Source organism: Anaerocolumna jejuensis DSM 15929, assembly GCF_900142215.1.
GTDB lineage: Bacteria > Bacillota > Clostridia > Lachnospirales > Lachnospiraceae > Anaerocolumna > Anaerocolumna jejuensis.
Map to the genome: position 1 here is coordinate 86,415 of NZ_FRAC01000016.1, position 12,019 is coordinate 98,433.

Sequence of the window (12,019 nt, forward strand, 5' to 3'; positions counted from 1 at the left end):
AGGGGAGGATGAGAGGATGAAGATTGAATATACCTGTGGAAATACAGCTTTAGCAAGGAATATAAATGATATTAGTCTTGACCTTTTTTGCTCGGAAGAGGATGAAATAATTGCTGAAATAGAAAGGCTGAGAGCCAACAGGGCAAAGGCACATGAGCTTCCTTTGCAGTATACCCTGGACTTACTGGACCAATGCGGCAGGAGGTGGCTGGACAGAGACTATTCCAGGACCCATGTTGAGATTCTTTCCCACATATTAAACCAGAGTATGGAATTGGTAACCTATGAACTGGAAAGCTCCATGCAAATGCTATTAAAGGAGAATCTGGAAAAGATAGTAACAGAAGAGCTTGGAAACAGTGATATATTAGACAGCTGGGTCAGGACAAGCTACGGGGAAGTGCACAGGCAGCCAAGGGGAATGATGTTCCACAATATTTCCGGCAATGCCTTTGTGGTAGTACCGGTCAGCATATCCATGGGGCTGCTGTCGAAGAATTGTAATCTGGTCAAGGTATCGGGGGATGAGCCGTACTTTGCCTATGCTTTTTATAACAGCTTATGTGAGATAGACCCAAGTATAAAGGAACGCCTGTCCGTTCTCTATTTTGACAGCAGCAAGCAGGAATTATATGACACCATTGTAAGAAGTTCAGACTGTGTCATACATTGGGGCGGGGAATATTCCGGCAGAATTATGGCTGAGCTCTGTGCGAAATATAACAGTCATTTGATTATGCACGGAGCAAAGATCAGCTTTGAAGTAATCGACCAGGTGGAAGATATGAAAGCCACGGCAGAAGCCATTACAAAGGATATTATCTGCTGGGAACAGAAAGCATGCCTGTCCCCCAGAATCATATTTGTAAATAACAAAATAGATACCGGTGTTCTTGCAAAAGCAATCGGAGATATCTTAAAGAAATATACGGTGATTCTTCCAAAGGCCTATTTAAATCCCTGGAGTTCCATGAAGGTAATACAGGACAGGCAATATTGCCTGCTGAAATATGGGGTAAAGGAAAAGCAGGATGTTAAATTATATTCCTCCTATAACGCCGACTATACGGTTATATTAAACAGTAAAATGCCGGATAAGGAAGATATCGACCGCTGCTTTAACCGTTTTATTTTTGTATGCCCCTATGAGAGCAGTGATGAGGTGCATGATTACATAGAGGAAAACCTGAAGGCCTATCTGCAGACAATGGGTTACGGCGGAGAGGATGAAGGCTTCATAGAAAAGATGACATTATTAGGTGTCAGTATTGTAACCAGGCCCGGAGAAATGGCATTGCATCATCCGGGAACCTCACATGACGGCATGTACAATCTGAATGAAATGACGGTTGTAGTAAGCCGGCAATTATAAGGGAGGTGCGGCTTGTGAAGATTGATGGAAAGAATATCGTTTTGACAGGAGCATCATCGGGAATTGGAAAAGAGATTCTGAAAAGACTGCAGCAGTATGATGTCAAAATAATAGCTGTTTCGAGAACGATATCCAAAATACCCTGTAATGAAAAGGTAATTCCTTATTCCTGTGACGTATCCAAAAAGGAGGAAGTGGATAAGCTGTTTGAATATGCACAGGAAAAGCTGGGCAATATTGATATTTTTTTTGCAAATGCAGGTTTCGCATTTTGCGAGCAGATCAGGGAAGCTGACTGGGAGCATATGGAAGAAATTTTTCGTACCAATGTGTTCTCACCGATATATTCTGTGGAAAAAATGAGAGTGGCAAACGGTAAGAGAAAATATGCCGTTGTGATAACCTGTTCCGCGGTAAGCGAGGTCCCGCTGCCCGGTTATTCCCTCTATTGCTCTACAAAGCATGCGATAAACGGCTTTGGAAGGGTATTTCAATATGAGACAAGGAAAAATGAATTAATTTCCTTTGTTTATCCCATTGCAACTAAAACAAATTTCTTTACAAATGCAGCCCAAAAGGCTCCCGTACCGTGGCCGGTTCAGGCCCCGGACAAGGTGGCAAAAAGTGTTGTAAGGGGAGTTGAGAAGGACAGGCATTTTATCTATCCTTCAAAAGCATATGCTGTTATCCGAACCTTAAACCGGATTTTCCCCTTTAACAGCTCTGTTTATGCGAAGATACAAAGCAATAAATTTCACAGGTGGGCTCATTCGGCTTATGATCTGCATTCATAAGGAGGATTGGGAAACAGTGCCATATTAAGGATAGAGCTTAATGAAGAGCTTATAGAACCTGTATATGGTTTGCATAAGAAATTATATGGTTTGTATAAGGAATTAGAGTTACGCTGCACGGCAATCAGGCTGTGCAGCGTTCTTTTATTGATACTAATTTTACGTTTACTTACTTGTAAAGTATACCTTATTATGGTAGCATATCATAGAAATATTGTATGGAATAATCAGGCAGAAAGGATAAAGACTTACTTAGGAGGCAAGATGGAGTACAGAATCGGAAGAAGCAAGAAGAACCAGGGAAAAGAGGCAGTGAAGGAAGCGGTGGAAGGGCTTAAAAATCCCAAGTTGATACTATTTTTTTCAGAGACGGATAATTTCACCGAATATACCATTGAAATGAAAAGATTATTTCCCGAAAGCATAATAATCGGTTCCACCACTTTTGTGGGATTATGCAGGGAGGGAGCATATAAGGATACACTTCTGGTCCTTGGTATCGAGGAAGGAATCGAATGCTATGGGGATGTACTGGAGGAAGTGGACAAATACCCCTTAAAATACATAGACCGTGTTATGAACTGCGTAAACCGGTTTAAAAATACGGAAAATACCGTATGCTTTGAAGTATCCTCGGCGCTGATCAGCAGCGAGGAACTGATTCTGTCCACCTTTAATTCCGTACTGATGGATAAAGGGATTCCTTTGTTCGGAGGTTCTGCCGGTGACCGCGGAAATGCGGAAAAGACGATGATATCCTTTAACGGAAAGGTAATGGAGAAAGCCTGCGCCTTTGTAGTTCTCAAGAACTTAGGCGGCGGCATCAGGCTGTACCGTGAAAATATCTACAAGCCCACAAATCATTATTTTACCGCTACAAAGGTGGATATCAGGAATCGCACTGTCTACGAATACGACTATGAGCCGGCAGCACAGGTTATGGCAAAGGCTTTAAATACGGACATCAAAAACCTGCCCCAGTATCTGGACAGCTATCCCCTGGGAAGATTAATCGGCAGTGATATGTACATAACTGCTAACCAGGGCATTACGGACCATGGCGGCATGGCTTACCATGCCAGGGTCTATAATAATTCCCACATGGTGCTGCTGGAGCCCGATGATTACAAAGAGGTATTAAGGAGAACCAGAGAGCAGGTAAAAAAGGATGTACCCAACCCCTCTCTTACCATTATGATACACTGCCTGGCCAGGTCCTTACTTTTTGAAAAGGATGGTTACCTGAATGATTTTGCCAAAGAAATGGGCGGTACCCTCGGCAATTACGTTGGTTTTGCAGGTTACGGAGAACAGCTGAACCAACAGCATTTCAACCAGACCATGGTTCTGGCTGTATTTGAATAAGGGAGGGGATCGGGATGAAATTATTTCAGAAGAACAGGAAAAGAGATGCTATAAACACTGAAATTATAAATACTGATATCATAAACACAGATATCATAAATATAAAAGCAGCACATGATAAAGCAGCGCAAGGTAAAATAGCGGATGCCGGATTTGATTATAATAAATATCTAAATTATGGTGTTCTGCATATTGAAAGAAAAGTGGAAGAATTCATGAAGGAGGAGGTTGAGGTATCCCGTAATCTGGGATATATCAATTCCAGTTTCACTGAGTTCGACAGTATCAATCATACCATAGCAAAAGTGAATTCGGATTTTGAGGAGTTCAGCAGGTATGCCGGCCAAATCAATGAAATCATGGAGAAATCCGATAAAGCCGTAGAGGAAGCGGAAAATAAAATGAATATACTGGCAGGGCAGATAGAAGGAACCTGCGGTAAGCTGAATTCCATAACGGAAACCTTTCTTATGCTGAAAAAGGATTTTGACAGGATAAAAGATATGTCAAAGAGCATTACGGGCATAGCAAACAGCACAAATCTTTTGGCCCTGAATGCTTCCATTGAAGCCGCCAGAGCTGGAGAGGCCGGCAAGGGCTTTTCTGTTGTGGCAGATAGGATAAGGGAATTGTCAGCCTCTACGGCAGGCCTTGTAAAAGGAATCGATGAAAGCGTAAATTCTCTGTATCAGAGCATTGAAGCATTAAGCCGTGAGATAGAGGTATCCAAAAGCTCCATACAGGAGAACCTTTTATACGCAGAAAATGTCCGTGAGAATTTCAAACAGGTTTCGGACTGTACCGATGAGGTAAAGAACTTTAGCAGGCAGATTACAACGGGCATTGAAAATACCAGTAAAGACATTAACGGAACGGCAAAGGGTGTTCATTCCATTGTGAGCCTTATAACCTCCTTTGGGGATAAGCTGGCTGAATTAAATATAAAAATGAGCAAAAAATCCATTATCATTAGCGAAATCATAGATTTCCTGCAGCAGCTGGAAAATATGCTGAAGGATACCCTGCAAAAAGAGAAGCCATTGTAAGCTGCCATATCAGGAAAGATAAAGCTATTTTATAGAAGAAATTACAAAATTCAGGAATTGGATTATTTTGCCGATATATTCATATAGAAAGGTATACGAAGAAGTATATCAGTATCTCCGGGAGTTGAACAGATAGTTAGATGGTATTTGTAAACTCGGTAACTCTCATAATTAAGTCATTAAGTGATGGTATGAAGCACCTTATACACGCAGCAGTGTAGTGGGAGCGGAAAAGAGGTAGGTATGAATATAAGCTTAAAACCCTATAAAGACTATAAATCAGCAGAAGTAAAAAGTTCCAGAAGCACTATAAAAGAGGCCTTGGACAAGTACCGGGAAACCTTACAGGCTTCTCAGGCCAAAACGAAAGAGGCGAACAAAGACTATGAAGACAGGATTTATCAAAAGCTCAATGCAGGTAAAAGGTTAACTTCAAATGAGTTGGATTATCTTAGGACCAACAATCCTGAAATGTATATGAAGGCTATACGGCTCCAGATGAAACGGGATGCGGTCGAAAGCTGCCTGAAAAATTGTAAATCCAAGAAGGAAGTAGAAGATGTAGCAGGCTTACAGCTGGGAGCGATCAGTGAGAAGGACCCAGACCGGGAAGCTATGATAAATACGGTGAACGAGGCCATAAAGGAATTTAAGAAAACCGATCAATATAAGCGCCTTCCGGAAGATATCAAAGAAGAGGAAAAGGGGCAGGATAAACAGAAATCGGATGGATATGATTATCAGGGCGGTTTACTGAACAGTAATATCAGGGATTTTGATATTAAGTTGTAAGAGGATACTGTAAATATCTGATTACCCTTCGGCTCAGGCGAAGGGGTACTTGTTTTCGGACCTTTTTCTAAACATTATGATTAATCAGGGTATTACCTTCAATTGACAAATTATTTAGGTGATTTGTTTATTGAAGGTTTTTTTATTTATAAAATGTTTATATAAAGATATTTATATACCAAAAGAGAATACCTTGACAGTGGAAAAATTGGACTTATAATATAGGCAAAGAGATTTCGCTAAGACTGTTAAATACAGCGCTTAACCGAATTTCTCCGTTCTATATAAAGGAGGAATGCCATTGGAGAAAAAGGGTAATGTAGGTGAGCAGGCAGCAGCAAAAAATCCACCGATAAAACCTGTAAACAAGAATAAGAAAAAGAATAAAAAGAAAAGAAGATTAATTTATGAATATTTTATCTGTGTCCTTGCATTAGTTGGAACCGGACTTGCAGTTATTGATATAACCAGAGGATTAACTTACTGGCAAAGTTGGATGGACTGGACAATTTTAGGTATCTTAACCGTCGATTATTTTGTACGGCTGGTTCTTGCCAAAGACAAAAAAGTATTTTTTCGGGAGAATATATTTCACTTAATAGCAATCATCCCTTTTCATTCTGCCTTTCGGATTTTCCGCGCCGCTTCTTTAGCGAAGCTTTTAAGTCTTAGCATTGTGGGGGCTTTTCCCCGTAAGGCTTTTCGGAAGGTTAAAGTTTTCATAAACACCAATGGGCTGAAGAATGTCATTATCCTTACTGCTCTGGCTATTTTTCTTGGTGCCGTTGGTATCATGTATACAGAAAAGATGTCCTTTGAGGACGGTTTGTGGTGGGCTTTCGTAACGGCCACTACGGTAGGGTACGGAGATTTGTCCCCCTCTACCGATCTGGGCAGAATTATTGCGGCGGTGCTGATGATATTTGGTATCGGCTTGATTGGTTCCATTACCAGTACCATAACCAGTTATTTTCTAAGAGCTAATAACAAAGGAGTAAAGGAAGAAACCCTGGAAATGATAAAGGGCAGGATTGATAACATATCAAGCTTGTCCGATGAGGAAATTGATTCTATCTGTAAGATATTAAAGACCTTAAATAAATAAATTCTGCCGGAACATTATTTAACTGGATACATGAAACAGACACAAAAGGGGAGTGGAAGATGGACAGAAGCGAAAGGGCCGTATTTACTAATATGTGCATGATTTACGATAATAATGGGAAGGTATTAGTCCAGGACAGAAAAGACCCGGAATGGGGCGGAATTACATTTCCGGGAGGACATGTTGAAAAAGAGGAATCCTTTACAGATGCTGTTATAAGGGAAGTTTATGAAGAAACAGGTTTAACGGTGTTTCATCCCCAGTTATGCGGCATTAAACAGTTTATGCAATCTGACGGCTCACGGTATGTTGTTTTGTTCTATAAGACAAATAAATATATGGGTGATATTGTTTCTTCGGAGGAAGGAGATATTTACTGGACCAGGCTGGAGGAATTAAAGGATAAAAAGCTGGCAGATGGAATGGATAGAATGTTACAGGTATTTCTGGAAGAGGATATCAGTGAGCTTTATTGGTATAAGGCTGACGGCCTTTGGAAGAATGAATTAAAATAGCTGAATTTAGAATAATGAATTAAAAATAAATGAATTAAAATAAAAGATATTAAAGGTGCAGGAGTCCCCTCTAAGGAGGGGATTTTCCTGCATTGCAATTCTTGGAATAAAATTATTGTACCAGTATAACTATTTCTTTATCTAGGCTATAATCATTTCCATAAACCGATAAGGTGACTGCATTCCCATTCTCATTTTTAATGGCTACCTTGGCTTTCGTAATGGTTACCTTCAGCAAGCTTTCCCTGAACTTGATCTTGAAGGAAAAAGACTTCCAGGTGTCCGGTATGATAGGGTCAAAGTGCAGCTTTTCCTTTACCACCCTCATTCCGCCAAAGCCTTCCACCACTGACATCCAGGTTCCGGCCATACTTGTTATATGGCAGCCGTCTTCCGTATCATTATTGTAATTGTCTAGGTCCAGCCGGGCAGTTTTCAGATACATTTCATAGGCTTTATCCTTATCTTTCAGCTTTGCCGCCAGGATTGCATGAATACAGGGAGAAAGGGAGGATTCATGAACGGTTCTCGGTTCATAGAAATTAAAATTCCTCCGCAGGGTATCCAGGTCATATTTATCCTGCAGGAAATACAGCCCCTGCAGAACATCGGCCTGTTTAATAAAACAAGAACGCAGGATTCTGTCCCAGGACCAATGCTGGTTTAAGGGAAGGTTCTCCTTCTTCAGCTCCTTTACCAGGCACTGTTCCTTATCTAAATATCCGTCCTGCTGCAGAAATATATTTCTTTCCTCATCCACCGGATAATACATGCGCTTTATGATATCCATCCACTTGCTTATTTCTGTTTCCCTTAAGCCTGATTTGTCTTCCAGGTTTTTATAAGCGGGATAGTCCTTTTCTTTCATCCAGCTGATCACTTCCAGGGTATATTCCAGGGTCCAGGAAGCTATGCGGTTGGTATACCAGTTGTTATTTACATTGTTTTCATATTCATTAGGGCCTGTTACGCCTAAGATTACATAGCTGTTCTTACTCTCTGAAAAATTGACTCTTTCTTCCCAGAACCTTGAAAGCTCCAGGAGGACCTTAAGACCATACTCCTTCAGATAGTCCCAATCCCCCGTATAATTTACGTAATTATAGACAGCATAGGCAATGGCACCGTTCCGGTGAATTTCCTCAAAGGTTATTTCCCATTCATTATGGCATTCTTCTCCGTTCATTGTGACCATTGGATATAAGGCTCCCTTTGAGAAGCCCAGCTTGGCAGCATTTTCTCTGGCCTTCTCCAGCTGCTTATAGCGGTAAATCAGTAGATTTCTGGAGATTTTCTGGTCTGCGGTACTTAAATAGAAGGGCAGGCAATAGGCTTCCGTATCCCAGTAGGTGCTTCCGCCGTACTTTTCTCCCGTAAACCCCTTGGGGCCGATGTTCAGCCTTGCATCTTCGCCCGTATAGGTCTGGTTTAACTGGAAGATGTTAAACCTTATGGCCTGCTGGGCTGATAGGTCTCCTTCAATAACAATATCGCTCTCCTTCCATTTCTTATGCCAGGCGGCTGAATGCTCCTGAAGCATGGCATCAAAGCCTTTTTGACTGATTTCCTCCAGCCGGGTCCTGCCATAGGGTATCAGCTCATCTCTGGCCTTATCCCGGGAGGTAACATTAATAACATATTTATATAATACGGTCTCTTCGGATTGTTTTAACCTTAAGCTTATGTTACAGCCCACATATTTGTCCTTTTCAACCGGCTCTGTGCTGCACTGGATTTTCTTACCACCCTGGAGGATGTCATATTTCATCAGGGAGCCTGCATGAAAGTCCAGCTTCCTGGTCTTCACGGTTAAGGCTGCACCGTCCACGCTGTTTTCCTTATATATCTCTTCCCAGAACTTTTCATCATAATTGGAGTCCGTATTTTTTATGTCTCCGTCCAGATAAGGTGTAATAAGGCATTCTCCGTCAAAATTCAGAGGGGTGACGGAATACCGGATAAGCCCGGCTTCCTTTACGGCCATACTGACAAATCTTTTGGCATCTATCCGGATTTCCTTTTGACCGGACAGTCTTGCAATTAAAGTCCTTTGAAGATAGCCGTCCTTCATATTTAACACACGGCGGAATTCCTTTACCTCACATTTTGCCAGATCCAGAGTTTCTCCGTCAATGATTACGTTAATGCCAATCCAATTGGCAGCATTCAGTACCTTTGCAAAATACTCCGGATATCCGTTTTTCCACCAGCCGACCTTGGTTTTGTCGGTATAGTAAACACCTGCCATATAACTGCCCTGAAGGGATTCTCCGCTATACTGCTCCTCAAAGTTGGCTCTTTGTCCCATGTGCCCGTTTCCAATACTGAAAATGCTTTCCGACAGCAGCTGGTCCTCCGGATGAAAGCCTTCCTCAATAATATTCCATTCGTCTGTTTTAATATACTGTTTCATATGAAGTCCCCTTGGTATGAAATAAGTTGTTTAATGTATCTATTGAGATGTCCTTTAGTGCAGGAACTACGATATCTGCCTGATTCAGCCAGGCGGGATTTCCGATTCCCACACTGTGCATGCCTGCCTTTACTGCGGCTGCTATACCGGCCCTGGCATCTTCAAATACCACACACTCCTCCGGTTTTACCTTAAGCTGGCTGGCCGCCAGCAGAAAGACCTGAGGGTCAGGCTTGGCCTTGGTTATATTATTGCCGTCCACAATGGCATCGAATTGTGAAAGCAGATTTGTGTTCCTTAATATCGTCTCTGCATTTTTACTGGCAGAGCCCAGGGCAGTCTTAATACCATTGCTTTTAAGCTCCTTTAAAAGACTGGCAGCTCCGGGAAGGATTTCATCAGCCGTCATTTTTTCGATATATTCGCAATACCAGCGGTTCTTTTTATCCGCCAGCTTAAGCTTGGCAGCCTCATCAAAGACCAGGCCGCCCTCCGCCAGAAGTATTTCAAGGGACTGCATTCTGCTGATACCCTTCAGCCCTTCATTCTGCTCCTGGGTAAAATCAAATCCAAGCTCCAGGGCAAGCCTTTTCCAGGCCATATAATGGTATACGGCCGTATCTACCAGTACGCCGTCCAAATCGAATATACATGCTTTTATTAAATTATTCAAAGTAACTCCTATCTATGCACACTGTAAGCCTGTTTACACTACTGTTTATAAAGTAAAAATCAGCGAAATACAGCAGGTGGCTTTATCTGTCAGCCCTTCACTCCGCCGGTGGTTATGCCTGTTACAAAATATTTCTGGAAGGAAATGAATACAATCAATATCGGAATAAGGCTTAAGGCCGATAAAGCAAAAACATATCCCCACTGGGTGAACTGATGCTCTCCAAAGAAGCCGGAAATGGCAATAGGCAGGGTACGCTTTATGTTATCGTTAATGACCGTATTGGCCCAGGGGAATTCTTCCCATGCCGTTAAAAAATTAAAAATGGAAATAGAGGCAATACCGGGCTTTGCCAAGGGAAGGATGATTTGAAAAAACACCGTCAGGATACTGCCGCCATCCATGTGGACCGCCTCATCAAATTCCCTGGGGATATTCTCCACAAAGCCTTTTATCATAAAGGTCGAGTAGGGAATTACCCAGGCTACATAAAAAGGAACCAGCCCCAGAAGCTTGTTGATCACATTCAATTTAACGGCAAGTTCGTATTGGGGTACGATTAAGGTCATACCGGGTACAATCATTGTCAGTATAATGAAGGAAAAGAGAACATTTCTCCCAAAGAACTGAAACCTGCCGATGCAAAAGCCCAAAGCGGAAGCCGCAATAGCCGCAATAGATACCGTCAAAATGGAAATCAGGACACTGTTGAGAAAATTCATATAAAATTTCCCCTGATTAATAATATAAACATAGTTCTCCAGTGTAATTGATTTTAAAGTTGGAAAAAATTTCGGAGGATATTCATACAATGCCCCGTTAGGCTTTAAAGAGGTACTGATCAGGTATATCATGGGCAGTGTAAACAGGATTGCAAATGCAATCAGAACCAGATACAGTACTATTTGTAATGCAGTATTCTTTTTCATTTGACATTCACCTCCGTCAATTATTGTTTTTCATCAGCCTGAACTGCACTACCGCAAGCAGGGCTAAAACAAATGCCGTTATAAAGGAAAGAGCGGCAGAATAGCCAAAATCTCCGGTACTAAAGGCCTTGTAGTACATCCAGGACAGTATGGTATCCGTCTGATGGCTTGGAGCTCCTCCCGTTATCATTTTGATAGAGGTATATACGTTAAATCCCCCGATTGTTAACATTACCAGAGCAAACAGAATTGTTCCCTTAATACTGGGAAGCGTAATTTTAAAGAACCGGACCAGAGAACCCGCTCCGTCAATGGAAGCTGCTTCATATAGATCCAGGGAAACCGTTTGAAGGGCTGCCAGGAATACAATCATATTCCAGCCGATTCCCTTCCAGGAGCCTAAGATCATAGCTACCCCAAGGCCGCTCCATCTGGAATCAAGCCACCGGATGTTATGGTCTGCCAAATGCACCACATCCTTCAGGAAATAATTAAACAGGCCTTCCGTATTGAAAATATATTTAAAGACCAGGGATGCGATTACCCAGGAGGTAATGACCGGCAGATAGTATAATACACGAAAGCCCACTTTAAAATGACTTACATTATGTATTAAAAGAGCTGCCATCAATCCGAGAAACATCTGGGCCGGCACGGTAACAAGGGTATATACCAGTGTATTAACAAAGGTTGTTTGAAAATAGCCGTCCTTTAAGACCGCCTTATAGTTATCAAATCCTGCAAAGGATTGATTTAAGATAGAGCTGAAATCCCAATGAAAAAAGCTGATAACAAGCAGCTTAATAATGGGATAAATGGTAAAGAGCCCAAAAATCAGCATCCCAGGTAACAGTAGAACGGTAATTTGTAATTTGTTTTTTAAGGTTTTATATTTCATAAGCTGCCTCCATAAGCCGCCAACATTATCTTGATTAATATAACCGGATTTGTTATACTATACTATATTTTTGAAATGTTTTTATTGTGGGCAAAACAGATGGCAGCTACCCTGCAG

The 12,019-nt window shown here is 41.6% G+C and carries 11 protein-coding genes; 7 read left to right on the forward strand and 4 right to left on the reverse strand.

Annotation, left to right across the window (positions count from 1 at the left end; genetic code table 11):
• The first annotated feature begins 16 nt into the window (after positions 1-16).
• The 7 genes from BUB77_RS16150 (at position 17) to BUB77_RS16180 (ending at position 6,989) form a co-directional block, all read left to right on the forward strand.
• Positions 17-1,372: an acyl-CoA reductase gene (locus BUB77_RS16150; RefSeq protein WP_073277776.1), complete on the forward strand. Its 1,356-nt coding sequence runs from the start codon at positions 17-19 to the stop codon at positions 1,370-1,372.
• 14 nt (positions 1,373-1,386) lie between these two features.
• Positions 1,387-2,166 carry an SDR family NAD(P)-dependent oxidoreductase gene (locus BUB77_RS16155; protein ID WP_073277778.1) on the forward strand — a complete coding sequence of 260 codons (780 nt, stop codon included), beginning with the start codon at positions 1,387-1,389 and terminating at the stop codon, positions 2,164-2,166.
• 264 nt (positions 2,167-2,430) lie between these two features.
• The gene (locus tag BUB77_RS16160; protein ID WP_073277890.1) at positions 2,431-3,531 is read left to right on the forward strand and encodes an FIST signal transduction protein; all 1,101 of its coding nucleotides are present in this window, start codon (positions 2,431-2,433) and stop codon (positions 3,529-3,531) included.
• Positions 3,532-3,545: 14 nt separating this feature from the next.
• Positions 3,546-4,577 carry a methyl-accepting chemotaxis protein gene (locus tag BUB77_RS16165; protein WP_073277780.1) on the forward strand — a complete coding sequence of 344 codons (1,032 nt, stop codon included), beginning with the start codon at positions 3,546-3,548 and terminating at the stop codon, positions 4,575-4,577.
• Between the two features lie 243 nt (positions 4,578-4,820).
• On the forward strand, positions 4,821-5,369 hold the full coding sequence (locus BUB77_RS16170) for a hypothetical protein (protein WP_073277782.1): 549 nt from the start codon (positions 4,821-4,823) through the stop codon (positions 5,367-5,369).
• A 301-nt stretch (positions 5,370-5,670) separates the two neighbouring features.
• Entirely contained in the window at positions 5,671-6,474 is an 804-nt protein-coding gene (locus BUB77_RS16175) for a potassium channel family protein (RefSeq protein ID WP_170866669.1), read from the forward strand.
• A 59-nt stretch (positions 6,475-6,533) separates the two neighbouring features.
• Positions 6,534-6,989: an 8-oxo-dGTP diphosphatase gene (locus BUB77_RS16180; protein WP_073277784.1), complete on the forward strand. Its 456-nt coding sequence runs from the start codon at positions 6,534-6,536 to the stop codon at positions 6,987-6,989.
• 112 nt (positions 6,990-7,101) lie between these two features.
• Here BUB77_RS16180 and BUB77_RS16185 read toward each other — a convergent pair whose 3' ends face one another.
• The 4 genes from BUB77_RS16185 to BUB77_RS16200 form a co-directional block, all read right to left on the reverse strand.
• Positions 7,102-9,402, reverse strand: coding sequence for a glycoside hydrolase family 65 protein (locus tag BUB77_RS16185; protein ID WP_073277786.1), 2,301 nt, complete (start codon positions 9,400-9,402; stop codon positions 7,102-7,104).
• Complete coding sequence (gene pgmB, locus BUB77_RS16190) at positions 9,386-10,075, reverse strand: beta-phosphoglucomutase (RefSeq protein ID WP_073277788.1); 690 nt, start codon at positions 10,073-10,075, stop codon at positions 9,386-9,388. Before pgmB ends, BUB77_RS16185 begins: the two co-directional genes overlap by 17 nt.
• A gap of 89 nt (positions 10,076-10,164) precedes the next feature.
• Entirely contained in the window at positions 10,165-11,004 is an 840-nt protein-coding gene (locus tag BUB77_RS16195; RefSeq protein WP_073277790.1) for a carbohydrate ABC transporter permease, read from the reverse strand.
• Positions 11,005-11,020: 16 nt separating this feature from the next.
• Positions 11,021-11,902: a carbohydrate ABC transporter permease gene (locus BUB77_RS16200; RefSeq protein WP_073277792.1), complete on the reverse strand. Its 882-nt coding sequence runs from the start codon at positions 11,900-11,902 to the stop codon at positions 11,021-11,023.
• Positions 11,903-12,019 lie beyond the last annotated feature (117 nt).

What these genes read in the sequence shown, in the direction of transcription:
- BUB77_RS16150 (WP_073277776.1), top strand. Translation starts at nt 17, where the DNA reads ATGAAGATTGAATATACCTGTGGAAATACAGCTTTAGCAAGGAATATA.
- BUB77_RS16160 (WP_073277890.1), top strand. Translation starts at nt 2,431, where the DNA reads ATGGAGTACAGAATCGGAAGAAGCAAGAAGAACCAGGGAAAAGAGGCA.
- BUB77_RS16165 (WP_073277780.1), top strand. Translation starts at nt 3,546, where the DNA reads ATGAAATTATTTCAGAAGAACAGGAAAAGAGATGCTATAAACACTGAA.
- BUB77_RS16170 (WP_073277782.1), top strand. Translation starts at nt 4,821, where the DNA reads ATGAATATAAGCTTAAAACCCTATAAAGACTATAAATCAGCAGAAGTA.
- BUB77_RS16180 (WP_073277784.1), top strand. Translation starts at nt 6,534, where the DNA reads ATGGACAGAAGCGAAAGGGCCGTATTTACTAATATGTGCATGATTTAC.
- BUB77_RS16185 (WP_073277786.1), bottom strand. Translation starts at nt 9,402, where the DNA reads ATGAAACAGTATATTAAAACAGACGAATGGAATATTATTGAGGAAGGC.
- BUB77_RS16195 (WP_073277790.1), bottom strand. Translation starts at nt 11,004, where the DNA reads ATGAAAAAGAATACTGCATTACAAATAGTACTGTATCTGGTTCTGATT.
- BUB77_RS16200 (WP_073277792.1), bottom strand. Translation starts at nt 11,902, where the DNA reads ATGAAATATAAAACCTTAAAAAACAAATTACAAATTACCGTTCTACTG.